Origin of the sequence: Cetobacterium sp. NK01, assembly GCF_024506395.1 — a bacterium.
In the GTDB taxonomy this organism is placed as follows: Bacteria; Fusobacteriota; Fusobacteriia; order Fusobacteriales; family Fusobacteriaceae; genus Cetobacterium_A; species Cetobacterium_A somerae_A.
In genome coordinates, this window is the sequence record NZ_JANIBO010000001.1 from 570,162 (window position 1) to 589,545 (window position 19,384).

General features: G+C 30.3%; 19 protein-coding genes. 14 read left to right on the forward strand and 5 right to left on the reverse strand.

The annotated features are described in order from the left end of the window. Positions 1–4 precede the first annotated feature (4 nt). The 14 genes from NON08_RS02770 (at position 5) to NON08_RS02835 (ending at position 14,538) form a co-directional block, all read left to right on the forward strand. A complete protein-coding gene (locus NON08_RS02770) occupies positions 5–355 on the forward strand; it encodes a YbaB/EbfC family nucleoid-associated protein (protein WP_256689993.1) in 351 nt (116 codons plus the stop codon). A gap of 101 nt (positions 356–456) precedes the next feature. After that, positions 457–1,098 (forward strand): lysophospholipid acyltransferase family protein, encoded by a 642-nt coding sequence (locus NON08_RS02775; RefSeq protein WP_256689994.1) that lies wholly within the window; start codon positions 457–459, stop codon positions 1,096–1,098. Between the two features lie 22 nt (positions 1,099–1,120). Further along, positions 1,121–3,043: a methionine--tRNA ligase gene (gene metG / locus NON08_RS02780; RefSeq protein ID WP_256689995.1), complete on the forward strand. Its 1,923-nt coding sequence runs from the start codon at positions 1,121–1,123 to the stop codon at positions 3,041–3,043. Between the two features lie 18 nt (positions 3,044–3,061). Beyond that, positions 3,062–3,940: a UTP--glucose-1-phosphate uridylyltransferase GalU gene (gene galU / locus NON08_RS02785; protein WP_256689996.1), complete on the forward strand. Its 879-nt coding sequence runs from the start codon at positions 3,062–3,064 to the stop codon at positions 3,938–3,940. 14 nt (positions 3,941–3,954) lie between these two features. After that, on the forward strand, positions 3,955–5,568 hold the full coding sequence (gene groL, locus NON08_RS02790; protein WP_256689997.1) for a chaperonin GroEL: 1,614 nt from the start codon (positions 3,955–3,957) through the stop codon (positions 5,566–5,568). A 16-nt stretch (positions 5,569–5,584) separates the two neighbouring features. Further along, positions 5,585–7,276, forward strand: a complete 1,692-nt coding sequence (locus NON08_RS02795) for a phospho-sugar mutase (protein ID WP_256689998.1) — start codon at positions 5,585–5,587, stop codon at positions 7,274–7,276. 9 nt (positions 7,277–7,285) lie between these two features. After that, positions 7,286–8,368, forward strand: coding sequence for a radical SAM family heme chaperone HemW (hemW, locus tag NON08_RS02800; RefSeq protein ID WP_413774013.1), 1,083 nt, complete (start codon positions 7,286–7,288; stop codon positions 8,366–8,368). Positions 8,369–8,385: 17 nt separating this feature from the next. After that, complete coding sequence (locus NON08_RS02805; protein WP_256690000.1) at positions 8,386–9,057, forward strand: YggS family pyridoxal phosphate-dependent enzyme; 672 nt, start codon at positions 8,386–8,388, stop codon at positions 9,055–9,057. Between the two features lie 15 nt (positions 9,058–9,072). Further along, positions 9,073–9,588, forward strand: a complete 516-nt coding sequence (locus tag NON08_RS02810; RefSeq protein ID WP_256690001.1) for a cell division protein SepF — start codon at positions 9,073–9,075, stop codon at positions 9,586–9,588. Positions 9,589–9,608: 20 nt separating this feature from the next. Next, positions 9,609–10,601 carry a 7-cyano-7-deazaguanine synthase gene (locus NON08_RS02815; protein WP_023052008.1) on the forward strand — a complete coding sequence of 331 codons (993 nt, stop codon included), beginning with the start codon at positions 9,609–9,611 and terminating at the stop codon, positions 10,599–10,601. A 123-nt stretch (positions 10,602–10,724) separates the two neighbouring features. Further along, complete coding sequence (locus tag NON08_RS02820; protein WP_256690002.1) at positions 10,725–11,648, forward strand: PTS sugar transporter subunit IIA; 924 nt, start codon at positions 10,725–10,727, stop codon at positions 11,646–11,648. Between the two features lie 13 nt (positions 11,649–11,661). Then, entirely contained in the window at positions 11,662–12,027 is a 366-nt protein-coding gene (locus tag NON08_RS02825) for a MerR family transcriptional regulator (RefSeq protein ID WP_185891155.1), read from the forward strand. Between the two features lie 66 nt (positions 12,028–12,093). Further along, positions 12,094–13,251 carry an iron-containing alcohol dehydrogenase gene (locus NON08_RS02830; RefSeq protein ID WP_256690003.1) on the forward strand — a complete coding sequence of 386 codons (1,158 nt, stop codon included), beginning with the start codon at positions 12,094–12,096 and terminating at the stop codon, positions 13,249–13,251. Positions 13,252–13,305: 54 nt separating this feature from the next. After that, the gene (locus tag NON08_RS02835; protein WP_256690004.1) at positions 13,306–14,538 is read left to right on the forward strand and encodes an NAD(P)-dependent oxidoreductase; all 1,233 of its coding nucleotides are present in this window, start codon (positions 13,306–13,308) and stop codon (positions 14,536–14,538) included. Between the two features lie 14 nt (positions 14,539–14,552). On the opposite strand, the gene NON08_RS02840 is transcribed toward NON08_RS02835, so the two are convergent. From NON08_RS02840 to NON08_RS02860, 5 genes are all read right to left on the reverse strand, one after another. Beyond that, on the reverse strand, positions 14,553–15,749 hold the full coding sequence (locus tag NON08_RS02840; RefSeq protein WP_023052013.1) for a pyridoxal phosphate-dependent aminotransferase: 1,197 nt from the start codon (positions 15,747–15,749) through the stop codon (positions 14,553–14,555). Positions 15,750–15,893: 144 nt separating this feature from the next. Further along, entirely contained in the window at positions 15,894–16,517 is a 624-nt protein-coding gene (gene pyrE, locus NON08_RS02845) for an orotate phosphoribosyltransferase (RefSeq protein ID WP_256690005.1), read from the reverse strand. Continuing rightward, positions 16,510–17,715 (reverse strand): dihydroorotase, encoded by a 1,206-nt coding sequence (locus tag NON08_RS02850; protein ID WP_256690006.1) that lies wholly within the window; start codon positions 17,713–17,715, stop codon positions 16,510–16,512. The genes pyrE and NON08_RS02850 overlap by 8 nt, the downstream gene beginning before the upstream one ends. Continuing rightward, positions 17,706–18,434 (reverse strand): orotidine-5'-phosphate decarboxylase, encoded by a 729-nt coding sequence (gene pyrF / locus NON08_RS02855; protein WP_240218810.1) that lies wholly within the window; start codon positions 18,432–18,434, stop codon positions 17,706–17,708. The genes NON08_RS02850 and pyrF overlap by 10 nt, the downstream gene beginning before the upstream one ends. Before the next feature lie 23 nt (positions 18,435–18,457). Continuing rightward, positions 18,458–19,375 carry a dihydroorotate dehydrogenase gene (locus tag NON08_RS02860; RefSeq protein WP_040406266.1) on the reverse strand — a complete coding sequence of 306 codons (918 nt, stop codon included), beginning with the start codon at positions 19,373–19,375 and terminating at the stop codon, positions 18,458–18,460. Positions 19,376–19,384 lie beyond the last annotated feature (9 nt).

The following is a 19,384-nucleotide window of genomic DNA, read 5'->3' on the forward strand; positions in this document are numbered from 1 at the left end:
TAAATTGGTTAGAAAATTAAAAGGACAAAAAACTGGAGGAAACTCTCAATCTGATATTTTAAGACAAGCTCAAGCTATGCAACAACAAATGCTTTCTGTTCAAGAATCATTAAAAGAAAAAGAAGTTGAGGCTTCTGTTGGTGGTGGAGCTGTTGTAGTAAAAGCTAATGGGCAAAAAGATATCGTTTCTATAAAAATATCTGAAGAGACTATTAAAGATGCTGTTGAAGATAAAGAGATGTTAGAAGATCTTGTTCTTTCTGCTGTTACTGAGGCTATGAGACAAGCTGATGAATTAGCTGAGAAAGAGATGTCTGCTGTTACTGGTGGAATCAATATCCCAGGTCTATTCTAGTTTGAATTTTAGGCACCGATACAATAAGTATTGGTGCTTTTTTTTACTTTAAATTTATGTTATAATTATTTGAAAATACTTTGATTATAGGTGGTTTTTTAATGGAAAATAATAAATATAAAAGATATGGTTTAATACTTTACTACCTACTAAAAATTATTTCTAAAACAATGAAAATAGAGATTATAAAAAGTCCTAAACTTGTTGAGGGAGAAAATTATGTATGTGGTTTTTGGCACAATAAACTTGTTGGAGCCTCTCTAGGACTAATCAATCTATCTCAAAAAAAAGCTGTCTTAGCTAGCCCTTCTAAAGACGGAGAGTTAATATCTATTCCTTTAGAAAAAATGGGTTTTACTATGGTTAGAGGTTCTTCTGGAAAGGATTCAATTAAATCAGTTTTGAAATTAATTAAATTAGTTAAAGATGGTCATAGTGCCGGAACTCCGTTAGATGGACCAAAAGGTCCTATTTATGAAGTTAAACCTGGCATGTTATATCTTGCCCAAAAATCTGGAAAAGCTTTAGTTCCAGTTGGTGTAGCATTTAGTAATAAATGGACTTTTGAAAAAGCTTGGGACAAATTTCAAATGCCTAAACCTTTTTCTAAAATGGTTTGTTTAATTGGAGACCCCATTTTAATTCCTGGTGATGCTAATTTAGATGATTATTTAGATTTAGCGAAAGAAGCCCTATTCCAAATAGATAAAGAAGCTGAAAAAATATTAAATGAAAAAAAATAACGTTTTGAAAGGAGATTAATAGATGAGTAAAAATTTTTATGTAACAACACCGATATATTATGTTAATGGAGATCCACATGTTGGAAGTGCATATACAACTATTGCAGCTGATGTTTTAGCTAGATACAAAAAATCAAAAGGTTTTGATGTATTCTTTTTAACAGGTACTGATGAACATGGACAAAAGGTTGAGGAAGCTGCTAAAATGAGAGATTTAACTCCTCAGGCTTGGACAGATTCTATGGCTCCTAGATTTATTGATATGTGGAAAGCATTAGATATCAATTATACAGATTTCATAAGAACTACAGAACCAAGACATAAAGAGGCTGTTAAAAAAATTATAAAAACAGTTTATGATAAAGGTGATATTTATAAAGGTGAATATGAAGGAAAATATTGTGTTTCTTGTGAAACATTTGTTCCTGAGAATCAAATTGTAAATGGAAACCACTGTCCTGATTGTGGTAAAGAACTAACAATGGTTAAAGAGGAATCTTATTTCTTTAAGATGTCTAAATATCAAGATGCTTTACTTGAGCATATTGAAAGTCATCCTGACTTTATTCTTCCTCACTCTAGAAAAAATGAGGTTGTTTCATTTATAAAACAAGGACTTCAAGATCTATCTATTTCTAGAAATACATTTGAATGGGGAATTCCAATTGAGTTTGCTCCTGGACATATAACTTATGTATGGTTTGATGCTTTAACAAACTATTTAACAGCTGTTGGATATGAGAATAATCCTGAATTATTTGACAAATTCTGGAATAATGGAGAGGTTGTTCACCTTTTAGGAAAAGATATTCTTAGATTCCATGCTATTATTTGGCCTTGTATGCTTTTATCAGCAGGAATTAAACTTCCAAATAAAATTGTAGCTCATGGTTGGTGGACTTCTGAAGGTGAAAAAATGTCTAAATCTAAAGGAAATGTTGTGGCACCATTAGATGAAATTGCTAAATACGGTGTAGATGCTTTTAGATACTGTTTAATGAGAGAGGTTAATTTTGGTAATGATGGAGATTATTCAACACCTTCAATTGTTACAAGAATTAACTCTGATTTAGCTAATGATCTAGGAAATCTTTTAAATAGAACTCTAGGAATGTATGGAAAATATTTTAATGGAACAATCGTAAAAGGAGAGGTATTCGAAGAGATCGACGACAGTGTAAAAACTCTTTGGAACGAAACTGTTATTGCAGTTGATTATCATATGAATAGAGTAGAATTCTCTAGAGCTTTAGAGGCTATCTGGAAATTCATCTCTAGAATGAATAAATATGTTGATGAAACTGCTCCTTGGTTACTTATAAAGGATGAAACTAAAAATGAAAGATTAGCAACAGTTATGAACTTCTTAGTTCAATCTCTTTATAAAGTTGCTGTTTTAACAGCTCCATATATGCCAACAGCATCTCAAAAGATTTGGAACCAATTAGGTTTCTCTAATAATATTTTAGAAGCTAGTCTTGAATCTGTTGACGGATGGAATATATTAAATGAAGGACATATCTTAGGTACTGCTGAACCTATATTCCCAAGACTTGAAGTTGAAAAGAAAGAAGCTAAAAAAGATCCTCTTGCTATAAATGAAGATTTGAAAATTGAAAATCCAATAGAAATAGCTGATTTTGATAAAATAGATATTCAAGTTGTTGAAATATTAGAAGCTAGTAATATTGAGGGAGCTGACAAACTTCTTAAATTTAAAGTAAAAACAGCTAATGAAATAAGACAAATTGTTTCTGGAATTGCAAAATATTATCCAACACCTTCTGAACTAGTTGGTAAAAAAGTTTTAGCAATTTTAAATTTACCTCCTGTTACTTTAAGAGGAGTTCTTTCTCAGGGAATGTTATTAAGCTCTACTGAAAAGAAAAGATTAAAACTTGTTGAAGTAGATTCAAGCGTTAAAATAGGATCTAAGATAAAATAGTTTTAGGGGGAATTATTCATGAAAAAAGTTACAAAAGCTGTTATACCTGCAGCAGGATTAGGGACTAGAGTTTTACCAGCAACAAAAGCTCAACCAAAGGAGATGCTTGTCATTGTTGACAAGCCTTCTTTACAGTATATTGTAGAGGAACTTGTAGAATCTGGAATAACTGATATTGTTATTGTTACTGGAAGAAATAAAAATTCTATTGAGGATCACTTCGACTTTTCATATGAGTTAGAAAATACCCTTGAAAGAGATGGAAAGTTTGAACTTTTAAAAAAGATTGATGACATTTCTAGTATGGCAAATATCTATTATGTTAGACAAAATCATCCACTAGGATTAGGTCACGCTATCTTAAAAACAAAATCATTTATTGGAGATGATCCTTTTGTTATTGCTTTAGGTGATGATATTGTTTATAATCCCGATGCTCCTGTTGCTAAACAACTTATTGATGTTTATGAAAAATATGGAAGTAGTGTTATTGGTGTACAAGAAGTTGAAAATAAAGATGTATCTAAATATGGTATTGTTAAACCTGCTGCTATTCTAGATGAAAAAACTGTAGAAATGATTGATTTTATAGAAAAACCAACTTTAGAAGAAGCGCCTTCTAATCTAGCATGCCTTGGAAGATATCTTTTATCTGGAGATATTTTTAAATATTTAGAAACTACTGAACCTGGTAAAGGTGGAGAAATTCAACTTACTGACGCTATTTTAAAAATGTTAAATGATGATCAAAAAGTAGTTGCCTATAATTTCCAAGGTAAAAGATATGATATAGGAAATAAAATTGGACTTCTAAAGGCTAATATAGAGTTTGGTCTTAGAAATGAAGAGACTAAAGATGATCTTATAAAATACTTAAAAGAGGAGATTAAATTTTAACGGAGGTTTTTTCTATGGCTAAAATTATTAAATTTAATGCTGATGCAAGAAAAAAATTAGAAAATGGTGTTAATATTTTAGCTGATGCAGTTAAAATAACTTTAGGTCCTAGGGGACGAAATGTTGTTTTAGAAAAGGCTTATGGCGCTCCTTTAATAACAAATGATGGAGTTTCTATTGCCAAAGAGATTGAGCTAGATGATCCTTTTGAGAATATGGGGGCTCAACTTATTAAAGAAGTTGCTATTAAATCTAATGATGTTGCTGGAGATGGAACAACTACAGCTACAATTTTAGCACAGGCTATTGTTAAAGAGGGACTTAAGATGGTTTCTGCTGGTGCTAATCCAATCTTTCTAAAAAAAGGTATTGAAAAAGCAACTAAGATAGCAGTTGAATTACTTTTAAAAAAATCAAAAAAAGTACAATCTAACAGTGAAATCTCTCAAGTTGCATCAATATCTGCTGGAGATCCAGAGATTGGTGACTTAATAGCTAAAGCTATGGAAAAAGTTGGAGAAAGTGGAGTTATTAGTGTTGAAGAAGCACGTTCATTGGATACAACTTTAGAAGTAGTTGAAGGAATGGAGTTTGAAAAAGGATATCTGTCACCATACATGGTAACGAATTCGGAAAGAATGGAAGCTATTCTTGAGAATCCATATATCTTAATTACTGATAAAAAGATTTCAACTATGAAAGAACTTCTTCCTCTTTTAGAAAAAACTGTTCAAACGTCAAAACCTCTTTTAATTATCGCAGAAGATTTAGATGGAGAAGCTTTAGCAACTCTTGTTCTAAATAAAATAAGAGGCACTTTAAATGTTATTGGAGTTAAAGCTCCTGCATTTGGAGATAGAAGAAAAGCCATGTTAGAAGATATCGCTGTTTTAACAGGTGGACAGGTTATTTCTGATGAAAAAGGTATGAAAATAGAGGATGCTGATCTCTCTCAATTAGGAAAAGCTAAAAAAATTAAAGTTACAAAAGATTCTACTGTTATTATAGATGGCTTTAGTAATCAAGATATTTTAAATAGTAGAATTACTCAAATAAAAAACCAAATTTCTACCACTGATTCTGATTATGATAAAGAGAAATTACAAGAAAGATTAGCTAAACTTTCTGGTGGTGTAGCTATTATTAAAGTTGGAGCTGCTACTGAAGTCGAGATGAAAGAAAAAAAACTAAGAATAGAAGATGCTTTAAATGCGACAAGAGCTGCTATTGAAGAGGGTGTTGTTCCTGGCGGTGGTGTAGCATTAAATGAAATTGCCAACGAAATGAATGATTTTACTCTTGAGGGCGAAGAAGGAATTGGAGCTAATATTTTAAAGAAATCTCTTAGTTCTCCATTAAAACAAATAGCTATCAATGCTGGATTAGATGGTGGAGTTATCATAGAAAAAATTAAAAATTTACCTGATGGTTTTGGATTAAATGCTGCTACTGAAGAATATGTTCATATGATTGAAAATGGAATAATAGACCCCACAAAGGTTACTCGTTCAGCTTTACAAAATGCAACATCTATCGCAGCTTTAATTTTAACAACAGAGGTTATTATTGCAAATAAAAAAGAACCTATTAGTGAAAACTCAAATTCTAATATGGGGGATATTATTTAAGGGGAGGATTTGTAAAATGGATAAATTTACATTAGAAAATTACAACAATTGGTTAACATCAGATTATATTGACTTAAAAGATAGAGAAGATTTAGAGAGTATTAAAGAAAATGAGGCAGAAATAGAAGATAGATTTTATACAAACCTTTCTTTTGGAACTGGTGGAATGAGAGGAGTTAGAGGAGTTGGTATCAATAGAATTAACAAATATACTATTAGAAAAGCAACTCAAGGACTTGCTAACTATATTTTAGAGTCTACTGGTGAAATAGGGAAGAAAATGGGCGTTGCTATAGCTTATGATTGTAGAATTGGTTCTGAAGAGTATGCGCTAAATGCTGCTTTGGTTTTAGCTGGAAATGGAATTAAAGCATATCTTTTTAAATCTCTTAGATCAACTCCTGAGCTTTCATTTGCTGTAAGAGAATTAAAGTGTATTGCTGGTATAGTTGTAACAGCTTCTCACAATCCACAAGAGTATAATGGATATAAAGTTTACTGGAATGACGGTTGTCAAATAATTGAACCTCAAGCTAGTGGAGTTGTAAACAGTGTTAATGCTATCAATTCATTTGATGAAATTAAACTTTTAACTAAAGAAACTGCTATTCAAGAAGGACTTTTAGAATATATTTCTGAAGATATGGATACTAAGTTTATTGAGGCTGTTAAAAAGCAAATTATTCATAACGAGATTCCAGGGAAAGAAAATTTTAAAATTGTTTATTCACCATTACATGGAACTGGTGGAAGACCAGTTAAAAGAGTTTTTGATGAAACTGGATTTAAATCGATCTATATAGTAACTGAGCAAGAACAACCTGATGGAAATTTTCCAACTTGTTCATATGCTAATCCAGAGGATCCAGCAGTTTTTAAATTAAGCATAGAGTTAGCAGAGAAAGTTGGAGCCACACTATGTATGGCAAATGACCCTGATGCAGATAGAATTGGTGTAGCAGTAAAGGATGAAAAAGGAGAATGGATCTATCCAAATGGAAACCAGATTGGTCTTCTTTTAATGAATTATATTTTAGAAAACAAAAAAAATATACCTAAAAATTCAGCAGTTGTATCTACTGTAGTTTCAACACCTATGCTAGATATTGTTGCTAAAGAAAAAGGAGTAAAGATTTTTAGAACTTTAACTGGATTTAAATTCATTGGAGAAAAAATCAGAGAGTTCGAAGAAGGAAAATATGATGCTACATTCTTAATGGGATTTGAAGAGTCTTATGGTTATCTTGTAGGAACACATGCTAGAGATAAAGATGCAGTTGTATCTACTTTATTAATAGCTGAGATGGCAGCCTATTATAATAGCATTGGATCATCAATTCCAAAAGAATTAAAAAAATTATATGAAAAATTTGGTTACTATAGAGAAGGAATAATTGCCGTTACAAAAAAAGGAAAAGATGGTGTTGAAGCTATTAGTAAAATAATGTCAAATCTTAGAGCTAATGTTTCTAACTCTTTACTAGGTAAAGCAATCGTATCAAAAAGAGATTTTAGTCTTGGATATGAAGGGTTACCAAAATCAGATGTTATTCAATTTGTATTAGAGGATAATACATATATTACAGCTAGACCTTCTGGAACAGAACCAAAAATAAAATATTACTTCTGTGTCGTTGGAAAAACAGAGATAGAAGCAAACGAAAAATTAATGAAAACTATGGAGGATTTCCAAGCTTTTATTGATTAAATCTTGGAGGTGCTTATGTTAAGCGGAATGTATATACATATTCCTTTTTGTCTTAATAAATGTAATTATTGTGATTTTTTATCTTTTAAATCTACTGAGGAAGAAAGAGAAAAATACGTTACTGCACTTATTAACGAAATTAATCTGTATCCTAAATTTCCACTTGAAACTGTTTATTTTGGGGGAGGTACTCCCTCTTTATTAACTCCTGAGCAAGTTAGCAGAATTTTAAATAATTTAAATATTAAAAATAATGCTGAAATTACTCTTGAAGTTAACCCAAAAACAGTTACACTTGAGAAATTTAAACTTTTTAAAAAAGCTGGTATAAACAGAGTTAGCATTGGAATACAAAGCTTTAATAATGAGTTACTTAAAACTTTAGGTAGACTCCATTCTTCTTCAGAAGGAGAGGAAGCTTTTTATTTTGCTAGAAAAGCTGGATTTGATAATATCAGTTTAGACTTAATGTTTTCCCTACCAAACCAGACTCTAAAGGATCTGAAATCTGACTTAAATCATCTATTCTCATTAAGACCTGAGCACTTCTCTATATATTCTTTAATTTGGGAAGAGGGTACTGATTTCTTTAGTAAACTTGAAGCTGGAATTTATAAAGAAACTGATAATGACTTAGAAGCATCTATGTATGAACTAATTATCGATGAAGCTCAAAAAAATGGATATATTCATTATGAAATTTCAAATTTCTGCCTTCCAGAAAAAAGAGCTATACACAATACAAAATACTGGAAAAATGAAGAATATCTTGGAATCGGAATTGGGGCATCTGGGTATTATCAAGATGTTAGATATAAAAATGTCTTAAAAATTCCTGAATATTATGCTAAAATATCTGATAACATTAAGCCTGTTTTAGAAGAAGAATTTGTAGATTCTGATGAAAAAGAGATTTATGAATATATTCTTGGTTTACGAATTATTCCTGATGGAATTATTCCTAAAGGAAAATATATAGATCTTTGTAATAATTTAGTTGACGAGGGATTTCTAATAAAAAATAATTTTAGATATATTTTATCTAAAAAAGGTATTCTCATGGCTAATGATGTTTTTAGTAAATTTATTTAATTATTTAGGAGGAAATTGTGGGAATTTCAGAAAATATTAATGATATCTTATTGGATATAAAAAAACTCTCTCCATATCCTGAAAAAGTAAATCTTGTTGCTGTCACTAAATATGTTGATATTGAGACTATAAAAGAGGTACTTAAAGGTGGTGCCTATATTTTAGGAGAGAATAAAGTTCAAGTTTTGACTAAAAAATATGAGGAGCTTTCAAGTTATTCTATTAATCACAAATGGCACTTTATTGGAAATCTTCAGAAAAATAAAGTTAAATATATTGCTCGTTTCATTGATATGATTCACTCTATTAATAAACTTTCTTTGGCTGAAGAGATTAATAAAAGAGCTAAAGAACATAATAGAGTTATTGAGGTTTTAATAGAGATAAACCTCTTTCAAGAAGATAGCAAAGAGGGTTATGATTATCAAGATTTTTTAAATGATATTCCTGCTCTTTTATCCCTTGAAAATATCAAAATTAAAGGTCTTATGACAATGGCGCCGTATACCGATAATGAAGATTTTATTAGAAATGGATTTAAAAAATTAAGAGAGTTAAAAGATGAGTTAAATATTCTTTATTTCAATGATTCTTTAACTGAACTTTCTATGGGAATGAGTAATGATTATAAATTAGCTCTTGAAGAGGGAGCAACTCTTATAAGAGTAGGTAGTAAAATATTCGAATAAAATATGGAGGTATCAATGAAAATTACTAAATTCAAAAATGCTTTTAAAGATTTTACTGATAGTGTTGGACTTACTTTTGATCCTGATGAAGAAAATTATGAGGAGTATCAAGAGGAAAGTGAATTAGCTGCTCCTGCTCCTAAATTTGGATTAAATAATAGTACTAAGGAAGATGTTATTCCTTCTTTTAATAACACTATTCCTAAAGCAGAAATTAAAACACCAATCAACAATACTATTCAAGAAGATTGTCAAACAATTTTTGTCAATCCAAAAAGTTTTGCAGAATGTAGAAAAATTGCAGATTATATAAAAAATGATAAAGTGGTTACACTAAATCTAGAAAATGTAAATGGAAAAGATGCACAAAGAATTCTTGATTTTTTAAGTGGTGCAATCAACATAAAAGAAGCTAAATGGATTCCTATTAGTAGAAATGTATTTACTTCTGTTCCTAAAAATATCAACTTCCTATATGATGGAAAAAATGATTTAAAACAAAATACTTTTTTAGATATTGACCACGAATAATTAATTTATGGAGGTTAATAATGAAAGCATTAGCGCTTTTTTCTGGAGGACTTGACAGTGCTCTGGCAATTAAAATTATAAAAGATCAAGGAATTGAAGTTATAGCTCTTAACTTTGTATCACATTTCTTTGGTGGAAAAAATGAAAAAGCTGAAAATATGGCTAAACAACTTGGAGTTCAATTAGAGTATGTTAATTTTAGTAGTGTTCACACTGAAATTTTAAAAGATCCTGTTCATGGACGTGGAAAGAATATGAACCCTTGTATCGATTGTCATGCTTTAATGTTTAAAACAGCTGGTGATCTTATGAAAAAATATGGAGCTTCATTCATTATCTCTGGTGAAGTTCTAGGACAAAGACCTATGTCACAAAATTATCAAGCTCTAGAAAAAGTTAAAGCTCTTTCTCCTGGTCTTGAGAATCTTATTGTGAGACCTTTATCAGCAAAGCTTTTGCCAGAAAGTGAACCTGAAAAATTAGGATGGATTGATAGAAGTAAGCTTTTAGATATCCAAGGAAGAAGTAGAAAAACTCAAATGGAACTAATGGATAAATTCGGTATTGTAGATTATCCAACTCCTGGTGGAGGATGTCTTCTTACTGATCCAGCTTATTCAAAAAGACTTAGAATCTTAGAAGAAGATGGACTATTAGAAGATGAAAACTCTAATCTATTCCACCTTTTAAAAATTGGAAGATTTTTTAGATTCGAAAAAGGAAAATATTTAATAGTTGGAAGAGAACAAGAAGATAATTTAAAAATAAATGAATTTAAAGATTACGGCTCTTTATTTATTAGAGGAAAAGAGGTTCCTGGACCTCATATGGTTGGATTTGGTAATCTGACACAAGATGAGATTGATTTTTCTTTAAATCTATTTTCTAGATACTCAAAAGTTAAAGGAACTACAGAAATAACTATTTTATTAAATGGAAAAGACGTTACTATTCCTGCAGTTGACCTTGAAAATTTAAATGAAAAAATTAAAAAGTATCAAATTACTATGTAATTTTTAACAGCTAAGATATTTTCTTAGCTGTTTTTTTTCAATTTTTATTTTAATTTATTCAAAAACGTTATATAATTATTTTGTGTTCACATATACTAAATAATGTTAAGGAGGGGACAAATTATGAAGTTGTCCAGTTATCTTTCAGAAGATAAGATTATATCTAACCTAAAAGGAGAAACCTTTGAGGAACTTATTACAAATTTACTTAAAGAACTTGCTAAAACAAATAAGCAAGTTAAAGTAGAACAAGAGATTATGAAAAAGGCTATTTTAAAAAGAGAAAGTGAAGCTTCTACGTATATTGGAAATGGTGTTGCAATTCCTCATGCTAGACTTGAATACTTTGATGACATCATTGTTTCCATCGCTTTTCCTGAAAAACATGTAACTATGAAAAATGTAATGGGTGAAGAAGAACCTGTTGATTTCATTGTTCTTATTGTTGCTGATGTTTTAAAAAATAAGAACATCCTTAAAATTATGTCTGGAATTTCTAGACTTTGCCTTAAAAATAAAGATGTTTTCAAAGAGATTTTAAAATACAAATCTCCTGAAAAAACAATTGAAATTTTAAATAAAATGAAAATTGAAATAGATCATAATATTACCGCTGAAGACTTATTTACCACATCTATACTCCCTGCTAAAGAAAATAACACTCTAGAAGATATTGCAAAAAGAATTATTATGGACAGAGTTTCTGGAATCCCAGTAGTTGATAATCATAATAACTTTTTGGGAGAAATTACAGAGCGAGAACTTATTTCTTTTGGTATGCCTAAACATACTACTATTTTAAATGATTTAAGTTTTCTTACCGTAGGTGAACCTTTCGAAAATTATTTAGTAAATGAAAAAATAACAACTATAAAAGATCTGTATAGAACAGAAGGAATAATTACAATTGATAAAGATGCTTCCCTTATGGAGATATCATATATATTTATGAATAAAGGTGTTACAAGAATTTATGTTCTTGAAAATAATAAATATGTTGGTCTTATATTTAGATCCGATATAATTAAGAAAATTTTACATATATAAGGAGAATATTTTTATGTATTCAATTAAAACTGTTTCTGAAATGGTCGGTCTTTCGTCTCATACAATTAGATATTATGACAAATGTGGTTTAATGCCATATATCGCTCGAAATAAAAATGGAATTCGTTCCTTTTCTCAAGATGATATATTTTGGATTGAAATAATTAAGTGTCTTAAAAATACTGGAATGACTATTGAAGACATTAAGTCAATTGTCGATTTAAGTTTAAAAGGAGATCATACAAAAGAGGAAAGACTAGCTATTCTTTTAGAACATAGAAAAAAAATATTAGAACAAATTGAAGAGTTAAATAATAATTTAAAGAAACTTGATTTAAAAATTGCTTGGTATGAGAATAATTCTATTTCTTGTAAATAAATCTCTTGACTTAGAGTTAACTCTAAGGTTTATAATCTCACTAATTAATAATAGGAGGTTGATTTCATGTTAAATTTTAATTTTTATAACCCAACTCATATAGTTTTTGGAAAAGATACTTTAGATCAATTAAATACTTTAGTTCCTTTAAATGCCAAAGTGCTAATAACTTACGGTGGGGGATCTGTTAAGAAATTTGGAACATTAGAAAATGTTATTAAAAATCTTCCTGGAAGAAAAATCTTTGAATTTGGTGGAATTGAACCAAATCCTCAATATGAAACTTTAATGAAAGCTGTCGATATTGCTAAAAAAGAAAATATAGACTTTCTTCTTGCTGTTGGTGGGGGATCTGTTATGGATGGAACTAAATTTATAGCTCTTGCTTCTAAATATGATGGTGATTGCCTAAATCTGCTAACTCCAGATTTTGATTTAGCTCCAGTTGATTCAGCAATTCCTTTAGGAACTGTTGTCACTTTACCAGCTACTGGATCTGAAATGAATAATGGAGCTGTTATCAGTCATAAAGGATTAAAAGTTCCTGTTTTTAGTATGCATACTTTTCCAAAATTTTCTATACTTGACCCTACGTTAACATTTACTTTACCTAAAAATCAAGTTGCTAACGGTATTATTGATACTTTTATTCATACTGTTGAGCAGTATGTTACTTATCCTGTAGATGCTAGATTTCAAGATAGAACCGCTGAAGGAATTTTGAAAACACTTATTGAAATTGGTAAAACAACAATTGAAGAACCAACTAACTATGATGCTCGTGCTAACCTTGTTTGGTGTGCTACTATGGCATTAAACGGATTGATTGGTGCTGGAGTTCCTCAAGACTGGACGACACATATGATTGGTCATGAAATTACTGCTATGTTTGGTGTTGACCATGGAAAAACTCTTGCTATACTTCAACCAGCTATATGGGAAGTTAGAAAAGAGAAAAAAAGAGAGAAATTAATTCAATATGCTGAACGTGTTTGGAATATTGAAGAGGTTAATAATGATTTAAAAATTAAACAAGCTATTGAGAAAACTCGTTCATTCTTTGAAGAACTTGGAGTTAAAACTCATCTTTCAGATTATGGTATAACAAAAGATAAAATAGATGATTTGATTTTAGCTTTAGAAAAAAACCATCGAACTTCTTTATCAGAAACTGGAGATTTATCTTTAGAAATAAGTAGAGAAATTCTCGAAAAAGCATTATAATATTTTAAGAGGCTGAGAAGTTTTTCTCAGCCATTTTTTAAAGAGGTGATTATTTTGAAAATAGATTTATTACAAGAAGCTAACCGTTGCTTAAATTGCAAAAAACCACTTTGTAAAATACATTGTCCCATATCCACAGACATACCTAATATTATAAATTTATTTAAAGAAAATAAAATAGATGAAGCTGGAGAAATTTTATTTACAAATAATCCTTTATCTATATTTTGTTCTATTGTATGTCCTCATGAAGAACAATGTAAAGGTCATTGTATAAAGGGAATTAAAGAAACTCCTGTTGAGTTTCCACTTATTGAAAAAGAAATTTCTACTGAATATCTTTCTAAATTACCTTTAAATAAAAAAGAAAATAAAAAAATAGATATAGCTATTATTGGCGGAGGACCTGCTGGTATTACTTCTGCTATTCTCTTAGCTAAAGAAGGCTTTAATGTTACTATATTTGAAGCTTTTTCTAAGTTGGGTGGTGTCTTAAGATTTGGTATTCCTGAATTTAGACTATCTAGAGAGTTAATGAATACTTTTGAAAAATATCTTTTAAATCTAGGTGTTAAAATTAAATATAATACTTTAGTTGGTCCTACTCATACTATTCAAAATTTAAAAAATGATGACTTTAAGTATGTTATCATTACAACTGGTGTTTGGAATCCTAAACCTATGGATATAAAAGGAGAAACTAAGGGAAATGTTCACTATGCTATTAACTACCTTGTTTCCCCTGAGTCATATAACCTTGGACCTAACGTTTTAGTTATTGGTGGAGGTAATGTTGCTATGGATGCAGCTAGAGTTGCTAAAAGATTGGGTAGTTCTGTAACAGTAATGTATAGACGTGCTGAAGAAGATATGCCTGCTACTAAAGTTGAAATAGCTGAAGCAAAAGAAGATGGTGTAAATTTCAAATTTTACTATGCTCCAAAAGAGATTCTAGATGATACTATGATTTTTCTAAGAACTGAATCGCATACTGATGAAAATGGAAGAAAAAAACTTGTTACTTTAGAAGATACTGATATTGCAATACCTTACAGCTCAATTATCGTTGCTGTTAGTCAAGGGCCTAAAAAAAATATTGTCTCTTCTGAAGATAGAATTAGTCTTGAAAAATGGGGAACTATAATTGTTAATGACAATTTTGAAACAACTTTAGAAAATGTATTTTCTTGTGGTGATGTAGTTACTGGTCCTAAGACTGTCGTTGCTGCTGTTAATGATGCTAAAAAAGTAGTTACTAATATCTTAAAAAAAGAGGAGTTGATTTAATCAACTCCTTTTTCTTATCTCTCTATTCTATTGTATTCTTCTAATGCTCTTCTTAAAATTATCATCGAATTCTCTATATCATCAACACTTGTACAGAAAGAAAATCTCACTTCATTTTCTCCTTTTCCTTCACTTTGATAAAATCCAGGACCTGGAGCTAATAAAAGCGTTTGATTTTCATATGAGTAATCTGTCAATAACCATTTTGCAAATTTTTCTGCATTATCTATTGGTAATTTTGCAAAAGCATAAAATGCTCCATGAGGTTTATAACAAACTACTCCTGGTATTCTATTTAAATATGAAAATAACAAATCTCTTCTATTCTGATATTTTATTCTTACATCTTCTAAATAGTTATCCATTGTATTTATTAAATTTGATGCTGCATGTTGTTCAATTGTTGAAACACATAGCCTAGCTTGACTAAACTTCATTATACAGCTCATTAGCTCTTTATTTTTGCTAGCTATCAGACCTATTCTTGCTCCACATGCACTGTAGTGTTTAGATATACTATCTACTAATATTACTCTATCTTTTACATCATCTAATTGCATAAAAGATGTATAAGGAATATCATCATAAACAAATTGTCTATATACCTCATCTGCTATTATATATATATCTTTTTCTTTAGCTATTTGTGCTATCATCTCTATTTCATCTTTTGTATAAACAGTTCCTGTTGGATTAACTGGATTTGATAACATTATGGCTCTTGTTTTATCTGTTATTAAAGATTCAATTTTTTCCTTTGACGGTAAATGAAAACTAGTTTCTATTGTTGTTTCAATAGGTACTACCTCTGCCCCTGCAAACTGGCAAAAACTTGTATAGTTTGAATAAAAAGGCTCTGGTATTAATATATTATCTCCCTCATTACATATAGCCATTAAGACAAACATAATAGCCTCACTACCACCTTGAGTTATTAATAAATCCTCTTCTTTTACATTAATTCCCATCTTTTGGTAGCTTTTAGCAAAACTTTCCAATAGTTGTGGTATTCCTTGTGAATGAGAGTATTTAACTATTTTCTCTTTATAGTTATGTAATCCTTCAAAAAATGAATCTGGTGTCACTACATTTGGTTGTCCTATATTTAATTTATAAACTTTTATTCCTTTTGCTTCTGCTGCATCGGCCAGAGGAATCAACTTTCTTATTGGTGAAAAATTCATTTCTAATGCTCTTTTTGATAATTTCATTTTGTTCCTCCTAGCTTTATATTTATATATTATTTTAAAAATTTTTTTTAATTTTCTAAATATGATACGATATTTTTTAAATAAAGTCAACTATTCCTTTATAAAAAAAGAAGCAGAGTTAATCTGCTTCACATCTCTTATCTATTATTTCCCCCAAGTATCAGGAGTTTTATTCCACTTTAAAGCTATTTCAGCTTCTTCTGAATCTATATAGTTCTCTTCTGTCGCAACGTTAATTAATGAAGCAAAGTTTGAAAGTGTAGTCCAAGGAATATGGTCTTGCTCAAAGTTCTTATATGCTTTTTCAAACTCATATGAGAATATTGCTAATACTTCAACATCAATAGCTCCTGCTTCTCTTGCAGCTGCTACAGCTTTTATCGAGCTCCCTCCTGTTGATATTAAGTCTTCTATTATTATTACTTTTTTCCCTTCAAATTCAGCTCCTTCAATTTGTCTTCCTGCACCATGAGCCTTCTTTTCTCCTCTGATATAAGCCATTGGTACATTCATCTCTTGAGCTATAAATGCTGCCCATGGAATTCCTGCTGTTGCTGTTCCTGCTACAATGTCAAACTCTTTTTCTTTTAAAACTTCTATAAAAGCATCTACTACAACTTGTCTCTCTTTAGGGAATCCTATCATTTTTCTATTGTCACAATAGATTGGACTTTTTATTCCTGATACAAAAGTAAATGGATCCTTTACACTTAATCTAACTGCCTCTGTTCCTAATAATGATTTTGCTATATTTTTTTCTTTAGACATTTTTATAATTCACTCCTTCTCCAATTTTTTCTATAAAATTTTTACCATCATAAACAATATGACCTCTTACCATAGTTAATAGTACTTTTCCCCCTCCTACTATCCCACTATAAGGTGTCCATCCGCATTTTGAGATTACATCTTCATTTTTTATAATCTCTTTATTATTTAAATCTACTACAACTAAATCTGCATCATACCCAACTTCTATCTTTCCTTTTCCAGCAATCCCAAATATTTTAGCTGGATTTTCTGACATAACTTTCTGTAAAGTTTTCATGTCTATTTTTTTATTTAATTCTTTCAACATCATCTCTATGGAATTCTCCACCCCTGGTATTCCATATGTTGTCTTAGAATTTTTTTCCTCTAAAGTATGTGGTGCATGATCAGTTCCTATTGTATCAATAGTCCCATCCTCTATTCCTAACCAAAGAGCTTCATTATCCTCTTTGCTTTTTAGCTCTGGCTTCATTATAAGTAATGAGTTTGCCATACTTGAATCTAAAAATAAGTGGTGTGGTGCTACTTCTCCATATATTTTTAATCCTTCTTTTTTTGCAACTCTTAACTTTTCAACTTCACTCTTTTTAGAAAGATGGCACAAATATAGTGGTTTTCTAAATTTTCTAGCTAAATCTATAGCTTTATCTACCATCTCTTCCTCTGCATGAACTGATATTATTTTAGATTCTTTAAATAAATTTTCTAAAACTTTTTCCTCTTCAACTAACATATCACCTGTTGACATATTCAGAAATATTTTAGTTGAAGCTACTCTATCTCTTACTTTTCTTATCTCTTCACTATTATCTAATTTACTTCCCCCAAAGTGAAATCCATAATCTACATAACTTCTATTTTTAGAATTGCTCTCTTTAGCATCTAAAATCTCTTTTGTTGTTGTATTTGGAACTGTATTTGGCATATCTATAAATGTTGTTACTCCACCCTTAGCACATGCTTTACTTCCTGTTTCAAAATCTTCTTTATAAGATAAGCCCGGATCTCTCATATGAGTATGTACATCTATTACTCCAGGTAAAACCCAGTTTCCATCCATATCTATAATCTCATCTATGTCTAACTCTTCTACTTCTGAACATCTATATATTTTAGCAATCTTTCCTTTTTCTACTAAAATATCCTTTATCTCTTCTTCTCCGTGATATAAAACTCTACAGTTTTTTAGCAACATAGACTTCCCTCTTTTACTCCCTCCTCTATTTCAGCTAATACCTTTTTAGCTGCTTCTACAGGATTTTCATTTTTAGTTACCGGTCTTCCTACAACTAGATAATCACATCCATTTAGTATTGCATCTTTAGGAGTCATTATTCTCTCTTGATCATTAGCAACTGACCATTTAGGTCTTACTCCAGGACATACTGTTTTAAAGTTTTCTCCACATAGTTCTTTAATAGCTTTTGCTTCCCACGGCGAACATACAATTCCATCCATTCCAGCTTCTTTTGTTAATTTAGCTAAATTTAAAGCTAACTCTTTTAATGTTAATTCACTTTTAAAAGTCTCTTTTAACCCCTCTTCTGAAAAACTTGTTAAAATTGTTACAGCAATTGATAGTATTTCTGGATTTACCTCTTTTACTCTTTTTGCAACTGATTCCATCATAGCTCTTCCACCACTTGCATGCACATTAAACATGAATACATCTTGTTTAGCTGCAAATAATGATGCCATTGTTGTTGTATTTGGAATATCATGGAATTTTAAATCTAAAAATACTTTTTTACCTTTTTGAGTAAGATATTCTACCATCTCTCCCTTTGAGTTTAAAAATAACTCTAATCCCACTTTATAAAAAGAAACTGTTTCTCCTAAAATTTCAACTATATTCTTAGCGTCCTCCATATTTGAATAATCTAATGCTATTATTAATCTATCTTTAATATTCATTTTTCCTCCGTTATTTTTCTCTATTAGTTGTGTGCTGCTCCTACAATCTCTTGTATATTTTCTAATCCATTCTCTTCACAAAATTTTTCTAATCCATCTTTTATCTCAACTGGTAAAATTGGATTTGAGAATAGTCCTGTTCCTAATGAAACCATTGTTGCTCCTGCCATCATAAATTCTATTGCATCCTCAGTAGAAGAGATTCCTCCCATTCCAACTATTGGTATATTTACATTTTTATATACTTGATATACCATTCTTAAAGCTACTGGTTTCACTGCAGGTCCTGAGAACCCACCAAAAGTATTTCCTAATACAGGTTTTCTCTTTTTAATATCTATTGCCATTCCTAGTAAAGTATTTATTAAAGATACTGCATCTGCACCATTCTCTTCTACAACTTTTGCTATATGAACTATATCCGTTACGTTAGGTGATAACTTCACAATCAAAGGTTTTGTTGTTACTTCTCTAACAGCCTTTGTTACAGCTCCAGCTACTTCTGGCTTAGCACCAAATGCCATTCCTCCATCTTTTACATTTGGACATGATATATTTAATTCTATCATATCAACTTCTGGAATATTTTCTACTCTTTTAGCTATTTCAACATACTCCTCTATTACTTTTCCATTTATGTTAACTATTATTGGAGACTCAATTCCCGATGACTTTATATTTTTTACAATTACATTTTCAAAGTAATCAATCCCTGGATTTTCAAGTCCAACACAGTTTAGCATTCCTCCTGGAGTCTCTGCTATTCTAGTTCCATAGTTACCATCTCTAGGTTCCATTGTTATTCCTTTTACTACAATTCCTCCCAAAACATTTGGATCAAAATAATCCTTATACTCTAATCCAAAACCAAAACATCCTGACGATGTTACCATTGGATTTTTAAACTCTTTTCCTAAAAAATTTGTTTTTAATCTATTCATCTTTTCCAC

What these genes read in the sequence shown, in the direction of transcription:
- metG (WP_256689995.1), top strand. Translation starts at nt 1,121, where the DNA reads ATGAGTAAAAATTTTTATGTAACAACACCGATATATTATGTTAATGGA.
- pyrE (WP_256690005.1), bottom strand. Translation starts at nt 16,517, where the DNA reads ATGTCTAAAGAAAAAAATATAGCAAAATCATTATTAGGAACAGAGGCA.
- NON08_RS02850 (WP_256690006.1), bottom strand. Translation starts at nt 17,715, where the DNA reads ATGTTGCTAAAAAACTGTAGAGTTTTATATCACGGAGAAGAAGAGATA.
- NON08_RS02795 (WP_256689998.1), top strand. Translation starts at nt 5,585, where the DNA reads ATGGATAAATTTACATTAGAAAATTACAACAATTGGTTAACATCAGAT.
- galU (WP_256689996.1), top strand. Translation starts at nt 3,062, where the DNA reads ATGAAAAAAGTTACAAAAGCTGTTATACCTGCAGCAGGATTAGGGACT.
- NON08_RS02830 (WP_256690003.1), top strand. Translation starts at nt 12,094, where the DNA reads ATGTTAAATTTTAATTTTTATAACCCAACTCATATAGTTTTTGGAAAA.
- NON08_RS02860 (WP_040406266.1), bottom strand. Translation starts at nt 19,375, where the DNA reads ATGAATAGATTAAAAACAAATTTTTTAGGAAAAGAGTTTAAAAATCCA.
- NON08_RS02825 (WP_185891155.1), top strand. Translation starts at nt 11,662, where the DNA reads ATGTATTCAATTAAAACTGTTTCTGAAATGGTCGGTCTTTCGTCTCAT.
- NON08_RS02775 (WP_256689994.1), top strand. Translation starts at nt 457, where the DNA reads ATGGAAAATAATAAATATAAAAGATATGGTTTAATACTTTACTACCTA.
- pyrF (WP_240218810.1), bottom strand. Translation starts at nt 18,434, where the DNA reads ATGAATATTAAAGATAGATTAATAATAGCATTAGATTATTCAAATATG.
- NON08_RS02820 (WP_256690002.1), top strand. Translation starts at nt 10,725, where the DNA reads ATGAAGTTGTCCAGTTATCTTTCAGAAGATAAGATTATATCTAACCTA.
- groL (WP_256689997.1), top strand. Translation starts at nt 3,955, where the DNA reads ATGGCTAAAATTATTAAATTTAATGCTGATGCAAGAAAAAAATTAGAA.
- NON08_RS02840 (WP_023052013.1), bottom strand. Translation starts at nt 15,749, where the DNA reads ATGAAATTATCAAAAAGAGCATTAGAAATGAATTTTTCACCAATAAGA.
- NON08_RS02815 (WP_023052008.1), top strand. Translation starts at nt 9,609, where the DNA reads ATGAAAGCATTAGCGCTTTTTTCTGGAGGACTTGACAGTGCTCTGGCA.
- NON08_RS02810 (WP_256690001.1), top strand. Translation starts at nt 9,073, where the DNA reads ATGAAAATTACTAAATTCAAAAATGCTTTTAAAGATTTTACTGATAGT.